This is a genomic window from Rhodoferax sp. WC2427, assembly GCF_040822085.1.
GTDB lineage: Bacteria > Pseudomonadota > Gammaproteobacteria > Burkholderiales > Burkholderiaceae_C > Rhodoferax_B.
Genome location: NZ_CP162006.1, coordinates 1,998,293 through 2,013,996 on the forward strand (window position 1 = coordinate 1,998,293; position 15,704 = coordinate 2,013,996).

Sequence of the window (15,704 nt, forward strand, 5' to 3'; positions counted from 1 at the left end):
GACATTACCCTCCAGACCCCAAAGACCCAGTAGCGTAGCGGGCCTCCCCCACATGGGTCCGAAGCCGGTGTAAATTGAGCCTGTCGCGCGCTGTCGTGAGCCTGACTTGCCGGGGGGCAGTCGGGGGCGCGCGATGCCAATGTGGGGAGACGGATGTGCGTTGCTATTCCTATGTGCGGTGTCTGGTGCTGGCCTGGGCGGTGTTGTTGGCGGGGTCGGCCCAGGCGGTGTCGGTGGCTTTCATCAACCCGGGCAATTCCGACGAGATCTACTGGGTGGGGGCTGCGCGGGCCATGGCGGCGGCGGCCAGCAGCCTGGGTTGGGAGTTGGAGGTGCAGTATGCCCAGCGCGACCCGTTGCGCGTGCTGGCGCTGGCCCGCGCTTTGGTGGCCCGGCCCAAGGCGCAGCGGCCCGACTACGTGGTGTTCTCCAACGACAGCGCCACGGGTGTCGAGTTGCTGCGCCTGTTTGACGGCTCCGGCATCCGGTGTTTCATGGCCTTTAGCGGCTTTACGGCTGCCGAGGAGCAGCAGTGGGGCAAGCCGCGGCAGCATTTCAAGCAATGGATTGGCTCGCTGGAGCCCTTGGCCGAGGAGGCTGGCTACCTCACGGGCAAGGCCCTGATCCAGGCGGGGCGTGCCGCCCGCGCCCAGGCCGCAGACGGAAAACTGCACCTGCTGGCCATCGCTGGCGACCGCTCCACCATCAGCTCGGTTCGGCGCAACCAGGGCCTGCGGCGCGCCCTGGCCGAGGCCGACGATGTGGTGCTGGACCAGATGGTCTATGCCGGCTGGAGCCGCGAAAAAGCTGCCGAAAAAAGTGCCTGGCTGTATGACCGCTACCCGTCTGCGCGCTTGCTGTGGGCGGGCAATGACCTGATCGCCTTTGGCGCCATGCAGACGCTGGAGCAGCGCGGTGGCCAGCCGGGCAAGAGCATGCGGTTCAGCGGCATCAACACCTCTACCGAGGCCATGGAGGCGCTCAAGTCCGGCCGCCTGACGGCGCTGGCCGGAGGGCATTTCATGGCCGGTGCCTGGTCCCTGGTGATGCTGTTTGATTACCACCATGGGCGCGATTTTGCCGACGAAGGTCTGCAATTGGAGCGCCCGATGTTTGTGCTGTTCACCCCGGCCATGGCCGAGAAGTTCGAGGCCCGGTTTGGCCAGCGCTATGACAGTGTGGACTTCCGGCGCTACAGCAAAGTGTTAAATCATGTAACAACTCGTTACAGCTTTGAATTTGCTCCGCTTTTGTACTGATTGCACAATGCCCGCATGCCCAATCTCCCATTCCGGTCCCTGGCCGGGCATCTGATCCGCAATACGCTGGGCTTGGCGCTGTGCTGCATGGTGGGGGTCTTTGGGGTGCAGGCCGCGTTGATGGTGCAGCAGCACCGGAAGGAATTCCAGCGCTTGGTCGACGACATTGCCAAGACCAGCGTGCCTTTGCTGGCCGTGAGTCTGTGGGACATCGAACCGCGCACCGTGCAGCAGCAGGTCAACCTGGTGGCCGAACGTCCACAGGTGGGTTATGTGCTGCTGCAGACCGGCGCCGGGCGGCAGTTTGAAGCGGGCGACGCCCGTCTGGGGCTGCGGACCGACAGCCGCCACATCTCCATTCCGAACCCGCAGGGCACCGGTGAGTTGGGGGAACTGCAGCTCTGGGGCAACCCGGATTTTGAAGTCCAGGAGATCGTGCACGCCGCCTGGACGGTGCTGGCCGGGTACGGGTTTTTCACCGTGCTGGTGTGCAGCCTGATGGCCAGCATGTTGCGGCGTGAGTTGCAAATGCCGCTGCAGCGCCTGGCCCGATTTGCCAGCGATTTGACCCCCCAGACCCTGGTGCAGCCCCTGGTGCTGGACCGCCCAACGCGTGCGCGCACCGATGAAATCGACCAGGTGGCCGAGGGTTTTTCCATACTCCAGAATGGGTTGCGCGCGCACATCGCCGACCTGGACCGGATGGTGGCCCAGCGCACCCAGCAGCTGGAAGCGCTGGCCGAAGCCAACCACCTGCTGTCCATCACCGACCCCCTGACCGGCTGCCTCAACCGCCGTACCCTGGAGTCGCGCCTGCTGGAGGATATCGAGCGGGCCCAGCGCTACCAGCGGCCGTTTTCGGTGATCAGCCTGGACCTGGACCACTTCAAGCGCATCAATGACCGCTACGGCCATGCGGGCGGCGATGCCGTGCTGTGCGCCACCGTGGAGCATTTGCGCCGGGCGACCCGCTCCCGGCTGGATTGGATGGTGCGCCTGGGCGGCGAAGAGTTTCTGCTGGTACAGCCCGAAACGGTGTTGGCCACCGCGCTGCGCAATGCCGAGCGCCTGCGTGAGTTGCTGGAGACCACCCCGGTCCTGTTCGACGGCCACGAGATCGCCATCACCGCCAGCTTTGGCGTGGCCCAATGGCAACCCGACCAGGGCACGTCGGATTTGCTGCACCAGGTGGATGCCTTGCTGTACCAGGCCAAGACAGCGGGCCGCAACCGGGTGTACCCAACGGACAGGCGCCTGGTTGCTATCTAATTAATAGCTGCTTGCGCTTGTCGGATCAGCACGAGAGGCTGATTTTCTTCAAGACGCCACCAGGTTCTTGTACACGCCGCAGCCCACCGCCAGGTCATCGACCAGCTGCACAAACGACATCTTGGTCTGCACCCGGCCGGTGGTCGGGTTGGTGATGTCGTACTCCACCCAGCCGGGCTCCTGCTCGGCCTGGGCGAAGATGGCGTGCAGCAGGCCTGCACCGTCGATACCGGCGATGTCCTGCACGCGGGTTCCGACCTTGGCCGCGTTGCCGCCAAAGGCCACATAGCTGCCGTTGCGGTCCAGCACAAACACGTACATGTCGCGGTCAAAGAAGCCCTGCGTGGTGCTGGTCAGGTCGCGCAGAAAACTGTCGCGCGAGGTACCCCGGCGGCGGTGGGCCAGGGCGCGCTCCACCAGGGCCATGGCCTCCTCGGCCGAGCCTTGCTGCAGCTTGAACAGGGATACCGCTTCCACCAGGGTCGAGGCCCGGCTTTCCAGGGTCGAGGCCTGGGTCACGGCGTTTTCGACCATCTGGGCGTTTTGCTGGGTGATTTCGTCGAGCTGGCGTACCGCGGCCGTGATCTCGCTCAGGCCGGAACTCTGCTCGGCGCTGGAGTTGGAGATCTGCGCCATATTGGTCGCCACGTCGCGGATGCCGCTGACGATAGCCGTCATGCTGGTGCCTGCCGTGCGGATCTTCTGCACGCTGCTGCCCACCTGGGTGCTGGAGGCCCCGATCAGCAGGCGGATTTCTTTCGATGCCTCGGCCGAGCGCTGCGCCAGCGAACGCACCTCGCTGGCCACCACCGCAAAACCGCGGCCCGATTCGCCTGCGCGGGCGGCTTCCACCGCGGCGTTCAGCGCCAGAATGTTGGTCTGGAAGGCCAGCCCGTCGATCACTCCCACGATCTCGTCCATGCGCTTGGCGCTGCCCTGGATGGCCTCCACCGAGGCAATGGCTTCGGCCATGGTGGTGGCCCCCAGGTTGGCGGCATCGCGTACCCGGGCGGCCTGGGTGTTGGCCTGGCTGGCGGTTTGCGCCGTGTCCTGGACGGTGCTGGAGAGTTGCTCGACGCTGGCGGCGGTTTGCTCCAGGTTGGCGGCCTGCTGCTCGGTGCGGTCCGACAGGGCGCGGTTGCCGCTGGCCAGGCTCTTGCCCGAATGCGCCACAAAGGCCGCGTTGCTGCGTACATTGGCCACCATGGCCGATACCTTGGTGCCGATCTGCTGGGTCGCAGCGGCCAGCAACGCCAGCTCGTCGGTGCCGCGCTGCACCAGGCCCAGCCGCAGATCGCCCTGGACCAGCTGGTCCATGGCCCGGCGCACCTGGGCCAGGTCCTGGGTGAAGCTGCTGTAGAAAGCCAGCAGCAGGTAGGCCGACACCAGTACGCTGCCGCCGCTGAGCCAGACCGTGCCTGCACCGCGGGTGCCTGACAGGGCGTACTCCAGCAAGACCACGAGCGGGGGTGCCAGCAGCACGGCCGCCAGCAGCAGAATCTTGCCACCCAGGCGCAGGCGCCGCATCAGCCACAGGCCGGGTGAAAACACGGTTTGGAAAATCATGCGCTTGTCTCCCTAGTTATGACGGGTGCTTCTAACTGCGTCTGCTGACGGCAAACTGTCAATAAATGTAACCGCTATGAAAAAAGTAGCTGCTTACGCCCATGGAATAAGCGCCAGGGCCTGATTTTTTATAAATGCAGTGAACGGCCCTAGAGGAACGCCAACGTGGCGATGTCGTCGTGGCGCAGGCCGGTGCCCAGGGTTTTCAGGCGGTCGAAGCTGCCGTCTTGCAGTGCGGCGCGGGCCAGGTGCTCGGCGCACTCGGCGCAGCGGGCTTCGTTGACCTCGCGGGCTTTGCCGTGGGCGGCGTGCACGGTGTCGGCGTAGCCCAGCAGGCGGGCGGCGGTGTGGGGCCGGTTTTCCAGCGCCGCCAGCAAGGCCAGGTTGTCGACGGCATAGACCTGGGCATCGAAGTGCAGCACCTGCGGCCAGCAGGCTTGCACCAGGGCGCGGGCCTGCACCGTGTCGCCCTTGGCCAGCCAGGCGCCGGTCAGGTGCAGCTGCACCAGCAGCAGGGTGGCCATGTGGCGGGTGTTGGCCAGCCGGGCCTGCAGCGCCAGGTAGCGGGCGATGGACGCATCCACCCGGCCCGCGGCCAGCTCCATGTAGGCAATGATGTCCTCGCCGCGCAGCAGGGCTTCGGAGTGGCCGGCCAGCGCGTCCAGGGCGGCCTTTTGCAGCAGTTGCTCGATGGCAGCATCGAAATTGCCCTCCACGAAGTTGCAGGTCAGCGAGGCAAACAGGCCGTAGCTGCGCACGATGGGCGGCCAGGCCGGGTCTTCCATGGCCCACATTTCGGCCAGCACTTCGCGCTGCTCCTGGCGTTGCTCCAGGTTTGGGGTGGGCCCGTAGGTAAGGGCGTAGACCAGGGCGGCCAGGGCGTGGTACAGATTGCGCTTTTCACCGGGCTGGGCGCGGTACAGGCTGGCGGCACGGCGGGCCAGGCGGCAGGCCAGGGCCGGTTGGCGGTAGGCCCAGAAGTAGGCGGCGCGGCTGGACCAGCGGGCCTGCAGGCCGGCGGGGAGTTGGTCGGTGGCCAGCAGGGCGGTGGCCTGCCAGACGTAGCGGCGTTCGCGGCGGCGGTCGCTGGTCAGGGCCTCGGCCAGGCCGGGGGCGATGGCCACGGCGGTCTGCGGGTCGTACTGGATGGCCCAGGCCAGGGCTTCGCGGCCATTGGCCAGGTCGGGGGCCAGGGCCTTGTACCAGTCGTCGATGCGCTGTTGGCCGCTGAAGAAGTCGCTGTCGGCCTGCTCGAACAGCTGGCGCATGGCCAGGGCGTGGCGTTGGTGCAGGGCCGGGTCTTCCTGGGCGGCACTGAGCTGCTCCAGCGCATAGCTGCGGGGCGTGTCGAGCAGGCGGTAGCGCGGTGTGTCACCACCGTCGGCAATCACCAAGGAGCGGTCAACCAGCGCGCCCAGCACATCCACCACGGCCCAGGCATCCAGCGTACTGTGGCTGGCCGTGTCGGCCACCACCTGCTGGGCCAGTTCGAGCGAAAAGCTGCCCACGAACACGCCCAGGCGGCGGAACACGGTTTGCTCGGTGGCATCCAGCAGGCCGTAGCTCCACTCCAGCGCGGCACGCAGGGTTTTTTGCCGCGCAGGCGCGCCCCGGCCACCCCCGTTGAGCAGGCGCAGACGTTCGTTGAGCGAGCGGGCCAACGGCACCAGGCCCAGCAGCGGCACGCGGGCGGCGGCCAGCTCGATGGCCAGTGGCAGGCCGTCCAGGCGGCGGCAAATCTCCACCACCGTGGCCAGATTCTGCGGGGTGAGCTCAAAGCGCCGGTCGGCCGCCTGGGCGCGCTCGGCAAACAGGGCCACTGCGCCATATTGGCGGGCCACGTCCAGCGGCGCGCTCTGCTCTGGCAGGGCCAGCGCATCCAGCCGGTAGACCCATTCGTTGGCCAGCTTGAGCGGGGCCTGGCTGGTCACCAGCACCTGCAGCTGCGGCGCGGCCTGGTGCAGGGCTTGCAGGATGCGGGCGACTTCGTCCAGCAAATGCTCGGCGTTGTCGATGGCGATCAGCATCTGCAGCGGGCGCACGGCCTCCATCAGGCCCTTGAGCGGGTCGCCGTGGCCGGTTTGCAGGCCCAGGGCCCCGGCCACCGTGCTGGCCACGAATTCGGGGGCGGTCTGCCCGGCCAGATCAACCCAGGCCACGCCGTGCTGGTGGGCGCTGCGCCGGGCATGCAGCAGCCACTGGGCCAGCAGCGACTTGCCAATGCCGCCCGCGCCTACGATGGTCAGTAGGCGGTGCTGTCCCATCAGGGTGTCGAGGTTGGACACATCCAGCGTGCGGCCGATCAGCGGGGTCAGTACCAGCGGCAGGTGGGTCAGGTTGGGATGGGCTCCGGGCGCAGGTGCCGGAGGCGGCGATGCGGCAGCGGCAAGTGGCGTGGTGTCGGTGGGCTCCAGCGCAAAGCGGTAGCCACGGCCCGGAATGGTCACGATGGCCTGCGGCCCCAGCAGCTTGCGCAGCGCCGATACCTGGGCCTGCAGGTTGTTTTCTTCCACCACCAGGCCGGGCCAGGCCAGGTCGAGCAGCTCGTCCTTGGACACCACGCGGTCGCGGTGGTGCAGCAGGGCCATCAGCACGTCAAAGGCCCGCGCGCCGGGGCTGGTGGCGGCTCCATCCACCAGCACCACGCGCTGGGAGGGACGCACTTCAAAGCGGCCAAATCGGTAACTGTTCAACAACAAAGGTCCCCTGGATGTCAGTTTTTAAATGTAACGCACAGCCTGGATTTTGGCGATTCTGCGCATTTATGCACGGTTTCAGAAGTTTTCAGGCCCGCTTCAGCCGGCTTAAGGACGCCATCCCGCAAGCAGAGGAAAGTCCATCCCTGTGGTGAAGACCCCCCTGCTTAGCCGATTGTCAAGGACATATTTATGAACTTTGAACCTTTTGATCCCTTTGAGCGCTCCGAGCCGTTGCCGCCACCGCCGCTTGCCGACAAGCCATCGGCCCACTACTTCGACCGCGCGGGATGCGTGTGGATCGTTGCCTGTGTGCTGCTGGCCGGATCGGCCGGGCGGCTGCTGCCAGCGTTGGCGGAGCCCGGCGGCCTGCACCATGCGCTGGTGGTCCTGGGGCTCGCACAGGAGCCCGCGGACGGCGGCAAAGCCCCTACCACGGTGGCCAGCCTGCCAGCGCAGGATGCGAAGCCGTCCCAGCCTATACGGGATGTGCTGTTCAAGCAAGAAATCGGGCCGCTGGTGCCCGCCATTCTTCGTCAATTTTGAGGACGCGGACCATGGCCCGCGTGACCGACTTTGCCCGAGGCCGTGGGTGCCGGGTGGTGCATCCACCCGGTCCATCCGGCGGTTTCGGATTCCCCGTGCTGCGGCCTTTGCCGCGCTTGTTTGGCCCATTCAGCGCTTCCGTGAGGGAGTGGAGGAGAAAAATCATGCTGATCCCATCGTTGATGACCCACACCGCGCCCCGTGTGTTGATTGCCGAAAGCCATGCCGAGACCCTGCTGCAGTGCGCCGAGGCGGTGCAGGGCGACGCGCAGCTCAGTCTGGCCGCCGCCGTGTCCACCGGCGCTGCCGCCATTGCCATGATGGACCAGTGCACGCCCGACGTGGTGGTGGTCGATCTGCTGCTGCAGGACATGCCCGCCGTCCAGGTGATCCGCCACGTGGCCTGGCATTTTCCGCAGGCCGACATCGTGGTGCTGGCCCAGTTTGGCGACGACGAGCAGGTGCTGCAGTGCATTGAGGCCGGGGCCACCGCCTATTTGTTCAAGGACAGTGCCGCCGAATGCCTGGCGCAGAGCATCCACCTGTGGCGCGAGGGCAGCGCCCCCATCAGCCCCGGCATGGCGCGCCGGGTGTTGGGGCGCTTTCACCTGCGGCTGGGCACGGGCACCGGCTCGGCCTGGGCGTTTCCGCTGCGCGAATCGACCCACCCGCTGAGCGCCTGCGAGGCCGGCATCTTGCGTTGGATTGCCCGCGGCATGAGCCTGGAGCAGGTTGGTGCGCTGGCCGCCCACCCGCAGCAGGGCGTGCTGGCGCATGTGAAAAAAATCTACCGCAAGCTGGCCGCCCACGCGCGCGGCGAGAGCCTGGCGGACACCGACGCATCCGACATCCAGATCGTGGCCCTGGGTTCTGCCAGCAACCGGCGCGCCCAGGCCCTGCCATCCCCCCGATTTTCATTTTTCAAATAAGGAGTTTTTATGCGAGTGACCTCGGCACGCCCCAAACCCATGCCCCCGCGCCGGGCCATCCGCGGGCCCTGGGTGTCCGCCCTGTTGTGGCTGTTGTTTTGCGCTGCCATGGTGGCAGTGGCCCTGTTTTTAACCCCGCGGATCGGCGCGATCTACGCGTCGCAGGACCAGGGCCTGCCGCCCGAAGTCCAGGCACCTGCGCTGGCTGGCGCCGACGGCGAGCATGCCGTCGCCATGGCCGCCATCGTGCTGTACCCGAACGAAACGATGGCGGTCATACGCTGAGGCTTCTGGCGCTGTCAAAGCGCCGCGCCTGCCCGGTTACCGGGTCGGTAAAGGCGATGGAGCGGGCCAGCAATTGCAAGGGGGCCGTGTAATCGTCATCGGCAATGTTGACCACCTCGGGGTAGAAGCGGTCGTTGCGGATGGCCACGCCCAGCGCCGCCATGTGCACCCGCAGCTGGTGGGTACGGCCCGTGATGGGCGACAGCCGGTAGCGCGCCCACTCGCCCAGGCGCTCCACCAGGGCCATATGGGTTTCGGAATTGGGCTCGCCCGGCATCTCTTTGTAGCGAAAAAACGGCTCGCCGGGCACGATCTGGCTGCGGTACACGCCGGCCAAATTGGCGCGCCAGGGCGCAATCGCCTCGTAGTGTTTGTGCACTTCGCGCTGTTTGAACAGCGCGTGGTAGGCCGCCCGCTCGTCTGGCTGGATGGCAAACAGCGCCACCCCGGCGGTTTCGCGGTCCAGCCGGTGCAGCGGGGCCAAGGTGTCGATGCCCAGCGATTGCTTGAGCCGCACCAGCAGCGTCTCCTGCACAAACCGCCCCGCGGGCAGGGTGGGCAGGAAATGCGGCTTGTCCACCACCACCAGGTGCGCGTCCTGGAACAAGACCGTCGCCTCGAACGGAATGCGCGGCTCTATGGGCAGGTGCCGGTAGTAGTACAGCCGGGTGTGCGGGCGGTAGGCGGCAGTGGGCGGCACCGGCAAGGCCTGTTCGTCCAGCACCAGCCCGTCGTGCATGCGCTGCAGCCAGACGGTGCGCTCCACAGTGGGAAAACGCTCTGCGAAGAAATCGATGACGGTGGGCCAATTACCGCCGGGCAGGCCGACGGTGCTGGGGCCCACGCCATCACGGGTGGGAAGGTTCACACCCGTTGGAACACCACATCCCACACGCCGTGGCCCAGCTTGATGCCGCGGTTTTCGAACTTGGTGAGCGGGCGGTATTCGGGCTTGGGCGCGTAGTCGGCGGCGGTGTTTTTCAGCAGCGGCTCGGCGCTGAGCACTTCCAGGATCTGCTCGGCGTAGTTTTGCCAGTCGGTGGCGCAGTGCAGGTAGCCGCCGATTTTCAAGCGCGCGGCCAGTTTGGCCACCAGCGGGGCTTGCAGCAGGCGGCGCTTGTTGTGCTTCTTTTTGTGCCAGGGGTCGGGGAAGAAGACGTGCACACCGTCCAGGCAGCCGGGCGGCAGCATGTGGTCCAGCACCTCCACGGCATCGTGCTGGCAGATGCGGATATTGGTTTGCCCCTCTTCGCCGATGCGTTTGAGCAGCGCGCCCACGCCCGGCGTGTGCACTTCGCAGCACAGAAAGTTCTTCTCGGGCAACAGCGCGGCAATGCTGGCCGTGGCCTCGCCCATGCCAAAGCCGATTTCCAGGATGGTTGGGGCGCTGCGGCCAAACGTGGCCTCCAGGTCCAGCGGCGCGTTGCGGTAGGGCAGCAGGAACTGCGGCCCCAGGGTTTCAAACGCCTTGGCCTGGCCGACCGTGGTGCGGCCGGTGCGCAGCACGAAGCTCTTGATGGTTTTGTGGTGGGCGGGGGCGGCTGGGCTAGGGGCAGGGGCGATTTCGGGAGGGAGTTCGGTGTGCATGGCATCAATTCATTAATCTGGACACGGTGGCGGGGCGGCGTAAAACCGCACGGCCCACCGGCCCAACAGGGCTACACCATACCAAACCGCGGGCCACCCTTGCGCGGCGAGCATGCCCGCTCCGCCACCCACTGGCCTTGCGCGTCCCAGGTGCGCCATGTGCCGGGCTTGAGCAGATGGGGAATTGGCAACCTGCCGAGCACGCCGGGCAGCTTGGCAAACGCCCCTTGCCCCACCGCCCGCCCACCCAGCGGGAAGTTCCAGGTGGGCGTGGTTGCCGCCGTCACCGGGGTGGCCAGGGCCCGGGCCAACTGGCTGGCGATGCCTTGGAGGATGGCCCCGGCATGGCAGGCGTCCAGCAGGATCGGCTCGCCATGCCACACCCCGCTGTCACGCACCAACTGCGCCAGCGCCGCGCCGTCGGCAATGCCTTGCACGCTGTGCGGCGTGGCATGGGCAAAGATGCACAGGTAACCCGGCAGCCGCTTCTCGCGCAGGCCCGAGGCATACAGCCAGCGGTCGCGGGGTTGGATCAGGATGATCTTCTGCCGCTGGGGGTCGATAGTGGCGATCTTGCTCACCATGCGCTGGTGGCGGTCGAGGGCGGTGAAGGGGAGTTGGTGCAGTTCGCGTTTCACTTGCATTTCCACTGCCCCACCCATTGCGCCAGGGCGCTGGCTACATCCCCACCACAGGCCGCCAAACCCAGCACCTGTGCCGCCGCATTCAGCGCCGCCAGCGGCTGCGCCACGTCCAGCGCCTGGGCACCGTTTTGTTTGGAGAGTTTTTCGCCGTTGGGCCCCAGCACCAGGGGTGTGTGCAGGTACTGCGGGGTGGGCAGGCCCAGGGCCTGTTGCAGCCAGATCTGGCGCGGGGTGTTGTCTGCCAGGTCCTGGCCGCGCACCACGTGGGTGATGCCCTGGGCGGCATCGTCCACCACCACGGCGAGCTGGTAGGCCCACAGGCCGTCGGCGCGGCGCAGTACAAAGTCGCCGACCTCTTTGGGCAGGTTTTGCTGCTGCAGGCCGAGCTGGCGGTCGTGCCAGGTCAAAACTCCATCTACTATGGATTTGATAGCTGCTTGCGCTGATGGAATAAGCGCTGGAGGCCAATTTTCTTTAAATGCATCGGTACGCAGCCGCCAGGCCCGCGCAGGCCGACCCAACAGGCCGCTGCGGCAGGTGCCGGGGTAGACCAGTTCGGCATTGCGGCCGCGCACCTGGCCCAGGGCGGCGCAGGCGATCTCGATCTCTTTGCGCGAGCAGGCACAGGGGTAGGCCCAGCCGCTGGCGACCAGCTGGTCCAGCGCCTGCTGGTACCGGGGACCGCGCTGCGACTGGTAGGTGGGCGGCGCGTCCGGGTGCAGGCCGCAGGCGGCGAGCTGCTGCAGGATCAGCGCGTCCATGCCGGGCAGGCAGCGCGGGGTGTCCACGTCTTCGATACGCACCAGCCAGGTGCCGCCATGGGCGCGGGCATCGAGCCAGCTGGCCAGGGCCGCAACCAAAGAGCCCGCATGCAGCGGGCCCGTGGGGGACGGCGCGAACCGTCCGATGTAAGCGCTTTTAGGCAATCGCCAGCGCCATCTCCAGGCCGGAGATGAAAGCGTCTTCGACCCGGTGGCCGATGCACCAGTCGCCACAGGCACCGATGCTGGATTTTTCGTCCCACAGGTGGCTGCGGCCCAGCGGCTGCAGGGTTTGGGCATAGCGCCAGCGGTGCACCGCGGCGTGGGCGGGTTCGGCGCGGATGCCGGTGACCTCGGTAAAGGCTTTCAGCAGCTTGGCCTGCACGCGGGGGGCATCGTCTTCCAGGTGTTCCAGCGACCAGGCGGCGCTGGCCTGCACCGTCCAGCGCTCGATGCTGCCACGCCCGGGCTTGCTGGATTCGCGCGACAGCCAGGCGATGCGGTGGTGGTTGCTGCGGGCTGCGTTCCACTGCGGGCCCAGGTGCGCCATGGTGGGCTGCATGGCCTGGGGAAAGGCCAGCATCAGCGTCCAGCAGGGGGCCACTTGCACCGGGTGGATGTCGCGCACCAGGCGGGCGGCCTGGGCCGAGTTTTGCAGCAGGTCCACGGTTTGCGGATTCGGCATGGCCAGCACTACGGCATCGAATCCCGAAAACACGTGCTGTGCGTCCGCCGCGCCGGGCATGCCGGTGGTGCGCAGCTGCCATTGCTTTTTGTTCATCGGGTCGCGTTCGATGCGGGTCACGTGGGTTTCCAGTTCCAGGCGACCGTCTTCGGCCAGCGGCTTGGCCCAGTGCTTGACCAAACCACTCATGCCCGGCACCGGCACCCAGTGCGGGTCGCGCGAGGGCAGGGCGGCCGAGGCCACGCGGCCAAAGGTGTCGAGCACGCGCACCGAGTTGGCGCTCCAGGGTTTGCACACGCCTTTGGCGGTTTCCAGGGCCAGCGCAAAGCGGGGGTCGCGCACGGTGAAGTACTGCGCGCCGTGGTCAAACGTGCCAAACGAGGTGCTGCGCGTCGACATGCGCCCGCCCGCGCTGCGGCTTTTGTCGAACACCGAAACGTTGTGGCCTGCCTGCACCAGTGTGCGTGCGCAGGCAATACCGGCCATGCCTGCACCGATGACGGCGATCTGGCGGGGGGCTGTAGCACTGGGTTTGTTTGTCATGTGTATTGGTATTCTTTGGAGTGGCTACGGAGTGACGACCAAGCACACTCTACACGCACTGGGCGGGCACCCAGCCAGGGCGTTGCACGCAGGGTCAATTGCTCTGTTGCCGCTCCAGTAATGCGGCCCGCGTGGCTGGGCTTTTGAGCTGCTGCAACCACCATTGCAGGGCCCGCCCGTGGGTGCCGCTGGCCTCGGCGCGCCAGGCGTAGCTGATGCGGAGGATGCGGTTGGGGCGTTCGACCGCGCGGCGCACCAAACGGCCGGTTTCCAGATACGGGCGGGCCAGGCCTTCGGGCAAAAAGCCGCACCCCAGGCCGCGCAACTGGGCCTCCAGCTTGGCGCGCATGCTGGGTACGGTGAGCACGTCCTGACCGCCCAGCAGGCCGTAGGTCAGCGCGTTGCCACGCTGCGTGGAATCGGCCACGGCCACGGCGCGGTGCTGTTGGATCAGGCTGTCGGCCAGCGGCTCGGGCTGGCTGGCCAGGGGGTGGTGCGGTGCCACGGCAAAGATGAAGTGCATGTCGCCCAGCCGGTCGCCAAGGATGTTGCTGTTGGTGGAGTTTTCCATGGCCACGCCAATCGCCAGATCGGCCAGGCCGGTGACCAGCGCGTCCAGGGTGCCATGCAGCACCTCTTCGCGGATCTTCAGGCGGGTCGGTGGGTTCAGCGCAAAAAAGGCTTCGCACAGTTCCATCACGGTGGCGCGCGAAATCACGCTGTCCACAGCAATCGTGAGCTGCGGCTCCCAGCCGGTGGCCACGCGCTTGACGCGGTTGGCCACGGCGTCGATGTCTTCCAGCAGACGCTGCCCTTCGCGCAGCAGCTCGGCCCCGGCCACCGTCAGCTTGGCCTGGCGCGAACTGCGGTCGAACAGCAGCACGTCCAGCGCGTCCTCGATATTGCGCACCCGGTAGGTCAGGGCGCTGGGCACCATGCCCAGGCTGCGGGCGGCGGCGGCAAAGCTGCCCTGGGCGTGGATGGTGACCAGCATGGACAAGGCGTCGGGGGTGAGCACATCGCGGGCAGTTTGCATGGTCGATTCAATTCCGTTCAAATTAATAGAATGATGCCATCAAACGCGGTGGACTTCCACACACCCTTGCAGGTCCAAAATTCAGGCCATGGATTCGATACGCGGATCTTCACTCACCAGGAGTTCACACATGCTCACACTTCGCAAATCCCAAGACCGTGGCCACGCCGACCATGGCTGGCTCAAGTCGCACCACAGCTTTTCGTTTGCCGGTTACTTCGACGAAAAGCACATGGGCTGGGGCAACCTGCGCGTGATCAACGACGACACCATCACCCCCGGTGCCGGCTTTGGCACCCACGGCCACCGCGACATGGAAATCATCAGCTACGTGCTGCAAGGCGAGTTGGCGCACCGCGACACCATGGGCAACGTCAAGGGCATTCCGCCCGGCGACGTGCAGCGCATGAGCGCAGGCCGCGGCGTGCAGCACAGCGAGTTCAACCATGCCGCCGACCAGACCACGCACTTTCTGCAAATCTGGATCGAGCCCAACGTCAAAGGCATCGCCCCCAGCTACGAGCAAAAGACCTTTGCCGAGAGCGAAAAGCGGGGCCTGCTGCGCCTGGTAGCCTCGCCCGACGGCGCCCAGGGTTCGGTGACTTTGCACGCCGATGCACGCCTGTACGCCGGGCTGCTCGACGGCACGGAAACCGCTACCCTGGCGCTGGACCCGGCGCGCAAGAGCTATGTGCACCTGGTGCGTGGTGCGCTGGAAGTCAACGGCATCTTGCTTTCCACCGGCGATGCGCTGCTGATCGACCACGAAACCCAGCTCAGCCTGGACCATGCCAAACAGGCCGAAGTCCTGGTCTTTGACCTGGCTGCTTGAATTTTTTAACCTCACTCTGAAAGAAAACCATGTTTAAAACTCTCCAAAACCCCCTGAGCTTTGTTGGCCGCCTGCTGCTGGCCACCCTGTTTTTGCCCGCGGGCATCAGCAAAATCACCGGCTTTGCTGGCACCGTGGGCTACATCACCTCGGTCGGCCTGCCGTTCCCCACGCTGGCCGCGCTGGCGGCCATTGCGGTGGAAGTGCTGGGTGGTCTGGCGCTGATTCTTGGCCTGGGCACCCGCTTGGCAGCGCTGGTGCTGGCCGGGTTCACCCTGGTGGCCAGCTTCTTCTTCCACGCCTACTGGGCCGTGCCCGCTGAAGCCGTGATGGTGACGCAGCTGCTGTTCATCAAAAATATCGCCGTCGTCGGTGGCCTGCTGACCGTGGCCGCCTGGGGTGCCGGTGCCTGGAGCCTGGATGCCAAACGCGGTGGCTGATCTCCAGTAAAGTGTTTCCCGTTCGCTGTTTTTATCACCCTTGAAAGTCTGTATGACCCAAACTGTTGTTGTGTACCACTCCGGCTACGGCCACACCCAGCGCGTAGCCCAGGCCGTGGCCGAAGGTGCCAGCGCCGAGCTGATCGCCATCGATGCCGAAGGCAATGTGTCTGAAGCCGGTTGGGCCTCGATCAACGCGGCCGATGCCGTCATCTTCGGCACGCCCACCTATATGGGTGGCCCGAGCTGGCAGTTCAAGAAATTTGCCGATGCCACCAGCAAGGCCTGGTTCACCAGCGCCTGGAAAGACAAAGTGTTTGGCGGCTTCACCAACAGCGCCAGCTTCAGCGGCGACAAGCAGGTCACCTTGATCTATCTGCAGACGCTGGCGTCGCAGCAAGGCGGCATCTGGGTCAGCCTGGGCCAAATGCCCAGCAACACCAAGGCCGCAACCCGTACCGACCTGAACAACCTGGGTGGCTCGGTCGGCGTGCTGGTGCAGTCGCCCTCGGACTCCAGCCCCGCTGAAATGTCGCAAGGCGACCTGGACACCGCCAAGCACTACGGCAAACGTGTTGCAGACATCACCGCCAAATTTCTGGCCTAACTGTTGACCCCCTAGGAGC

16 protein-coding genes are annotated in these 15,704 nt (G+C 66.2%); 8 read left to right on the top strand and 8 right to left on the bottom strand.

Annotated features, from left to right (window positions below; all coding sequences use genetic code 11):
• The first annotated feature begins 155 nt into the window (after positions 1 to 155).
• Both AB3G31_RS09470 and AB3G31_RS09475 read left to right on the top strand, forming a co-directional pair.
• Positions 156 to 1,259, top strand: a complete 1,104-nt coding sequence (locus tag AB3G31_RS09470) for an ABC transporter substrate-binding protein (protein ID WP_367849927.1) — start codon at positions 156 to 158, stop codon at positions 1,257 to 1,259.
• A 15-nt stretch (positions 1,260 to 1,274) separates the two neighbouring features.
• Positions 1,275 to 2,528: a diguanylate cyclase gene (locus AB3G31_RS09475; protein ID WP_367849928.1), complete on the top strand. Its 1,254-nt coding sequence runs from the start codon at positions 1,275 to 1,277 to the stop codon at positions 2,526 to 2,528.
• Between the two features lie 48 nt (positions 2,529 to 2,576).
• Here the strand turns inward: AB3G31_RS09475 and AB3G31_RS09480 are convergent, their stop codons facing one another.
• Both AB3G31_RS09480 and AB3G31_RS09485 read right to left on the bottom strand, forming a co-directional pair.
• Positions 2,577 to 4,094 (bottom strand): methyl-accepting chemotaxis protein, encoded by a 1,518-nt coding sequence (locus tag AB3G31_RS09480; protein ID WP_367849929.1) that lies wholly within the window; start codon positions 4,092 to 4,094, stop codon positions 2,577 to 2,579.
• Positions 4,095 to 4,243: 149 nt separating this feature from the next.
• The gene (locus AB3G31_RS09485; protein ID WP_367849930.1) at positions 4,244 to 6,787 is read right to left on the bottom strand and encodes a winged helix-turn-helix domain-containing protein; all 2,544 of its coding nucleotides are present in this window, start codon (positions 6,785 to 6,787) and stop codon (positions 4,244 to 4,246) included.
• Positions 6,788 to 6,982: 195 nt separating this feature from the next.
• Here AB3G31_RS09485 and AB3G31_RS09490 point away from each other — a divergent pair, with 195 nt between their 5' ends.
• The 3 genes from AB3G31_RS09490 (at position 6,983) to AB3G31_RS09500 (ending at position 8,550) form a co-directional block, all read left to right on the top strand.
• Entirely contained in the window at positions 6,983 to 7,336 is a 354-nt protein-coding gene (locus AB3G31_RS09490; RefSeq protein WP_367849931.1) for a hypothetical protein, read from the top strand.
• Positions 7,337 to 7,500: 164 nt separating this feature from the next.
• The gene (locus AB3G31_RS09495) at positions 7,501 to 8,265 is read left to right on the top strand and encodes a response regulator (RefSeq protein ID WP_367849932.1); all 765 of its coding nucleotides are present in this window, start codon (positions 7,501 to 7,503) and stop codon (positions 8,263 to 8,265) included.
• Positions 8,266 to 8,274: 9 nt separating this feature from the next.
• Positions 8,275 to 8,550, top strand: coding sequence for a hypothetical protein (locus tag AB3G31_RS09500; protein WP_367849933.1), 276 nt, complete (start codon positions 8,275 to 8,277; stop codon positions 8,548 to 8,550).
• Here the strand turns inward: AB3G31_RS09500 and AB3G31_RS09505 are convergent.
• The 6 genes from AB3G31_RS09505 to AB3G31_RS09530 all read right to left on the bottom strand — a co-directional run bounded on the left by AB3G31_RS09505 (position 8,540) and on the right by AB3G31_RS09530 (position 13,806).
• A complete protein-coding gene (locus AB3G31_RS09505; protein WP_367849934.1) occupies positions 8,540 to 9,418 on the bottom strand; it encodes a pseudouridine synthase in 879 nt (292 codons plus the stop codon). The two genes, AB3G31_RS09500 and AB3G31_RS09505, sit on opposite strands and share 11 nt — an antisense overlap.
• Positions 9,415 to 10,137: a tRNA (guanosine(46)-N7)-methyltransferase TrmB gene (gene trmB / locus AB3G31_RS09510; protein WP_367849935.1), complete on the bottom strand. Its 723-nt coding sequence runs from the start codon at positions 10,135 to 10,137 to the stop codon at positions 9,415 to 9,417. Before trmB ends, AB3G31_RS09505 begins: the two co-directional genes overlap by 4 nt.
• 71 nt (positions 10,138 to 10,208) lie before the next feature.
• Complete coding sequence (locus AB3G31_RS09515) at positions 10,209 to 10,775, bottom strand: hypothetical protein (protein ID WP_367849936.1); 567 nt, start codon at positions 10,773 to 10,775, stop codon at positions 10,209 to 10,211.
• Positions 10,772 to 11,707 (bottom strand): tRNA glutamyl-Q(34) synthetase GluQRS, encoded by a 936-nt coding sequence (gene gluQRS / locus AB3G31_RS09520; RefSeq protein WP_367849937.1) that lies wholly within the window; start codon positions 11,705 to 11,707, stop codon positions 10,772 to 10,774. Before gluQRS ends, AB3G31_RS09515 begins: the two co-directional genes overlap by 4 nt.
• Positions 11,700 to 12,770: an NAD(P)/FAD-dependent oxidoreductase gene (locus tag AB3G31_RS09525; RefSeq protein ID WP_367849938.1), complete on the bottom strand. Its 1,071-nt coding sequence runs from the start codon at positions 12,768 to 12,770 to the stop codon at positions 11,700 to 11,702. Before AB3G31_RS09525 ends, gluQRS begins: the two co-directional genes overlap by 8 nt.
• A 94-nt stretch (positions 12,771 to 12,864) precedes the next feature.
• Positions 12,865 to 13,806 carry a LysR family transcriptional regulator gene (locus AB3G31_RS09530; protein ID WP_367849939.1) on the bottom strand — a complete coding sequence of 314 codons (942 nt, stop codon included), beginning with the start codon at positions 13,804 to 13,806 and terminating at the stop codon, positions 12,865 to 12,867.
• Positions 13,807 to 13,936: 130 nt separating this feature from the next.
• Between AB3G31_RS09530 and AB3G31_RS09535 the strand changes: the two genes are divergently transcribed.
• The 3 genes from AB3G31_RS09535 to AB3G31_RS09545 are packed head-to-tail and all read left to right on the top strand — an operon-like array spanning position 13,937 to position 15,685.
• Positions 13,937 to 14,638: a pirin family protein gene (locus tag AB3G31_RS09535; protein WP_367849940.1), complete on the top strand. Its 702-nt coding sequence runs from the start codon at positions 13,937 to 13,939 to the stop codon at positions 14,636 to 14,638.
• Positions 14,639 to 14,667: 29 nt separating this feature from the next.
• Positions 14,668 to 15,078, top strand: coding sequence for a DoxX family protein (locus tag AB3G31_RS09540; RefSeq protein ID WP_367849941.1), 411 nt, complete (start codon positions 14,668 to 14,670; stop codon positions 15,076 to 15,078).
• Between the two features lie 52 nt (positions 15,079 to 15,130).
• Positions 15,131 to 15,685 carry a flavodoxin family protein gene (locus AB3G31_RS09545; protein WP_367849942.1) on the top strand — a complete coding sequence of 185 codons (555 nt, stop codon included), beginning with the start codon at positions 15,131 to 15,133 and terminating at the stop codon, positions 15,683 to 15,685.
• Positions 15,686 to 15,704 lie beyond the last annotated feature (19 nt).

Bases quoted from the DNA above. Each gene is read 5' to 3' on its own strand.
- AB3G31_RS09495 (WP_367849932.1), top strand. From the start codon at position 7,501: ATGCTGATCCCATCGTTGATGACCCACACCGCGCCCCGTGTGTTGATT.
- AB3G31_RS09530 (WP_367849939.1), bottom strand. From the start codon at position 13,806: ATGCAAACTGCCCGCGATGTGCTCACCCCCGACGCCTTGTCCATGCTG.
- AB3G31_RS09540 (WP_367849941.1), top strand. From the start codon at position 14,668: ATGTTTAAAACTCTCCAAAACCCCCTGAGCTTTGTTGGCCGCCTGCTG.
- AB3G31_RS09535 (WP_367849940.1), top strand. From the start codon at position 13,937: ATGCTCACACTTCGCAAATCCCAAGACCGTGGCCACGCCGACCATGGC.
- AB3G31_RS09475 (WP_367849928.1), top strand. From the start codon at position 1,275: ATGCCCAATCTCCCATTCCGGTCCCTGGCCGGGCATCTGATCCGCAAT.
- AB3G31_RS09480 (WP_367849929.1), bottom strand. From the start codon at position 4,094: ATGATTTTCCAAACCGTGTTTTCACCCGGCCTGTGGCTGATGCGGCGC.
- AB3G31_RS09525 (WP_367849938.1), bottom strand. From the start codon at position 12,770: ATGACAAACAAACCCAGTGCTACAGCCCCCCGCCAGATCGCCGTCATC.
- AB3G31_RS09490 (WP_367849931.1), top strand. From the start codon at position 6,983: ATGAACTTTGAACCTTTTGATCCCTTTGAGCGCTCCGAGCCGTTGCCG.
- AB3G31_RS09545 (WP_367849942.1), top strand. From the start codon at position 15,131: ATGACCCAAACTGTTGTTGTGTACCACTCCGGCTACGGCCACACCCAG.
- trmB (WP_367849935.1), bottom strand. From the start codon at position 10,137: ATGCACACCGAACTCCCTCCCGAAATCGCCCCTGCCCCTAGCCCAGCC.
- AB3G31_RS09500 (WP_367849933.1), top strand. From the start codon at position 8,275: ATGCGAGTGACCTCGGCACGCCCCAAACCCATGCCCCCGCGCCGGGCC.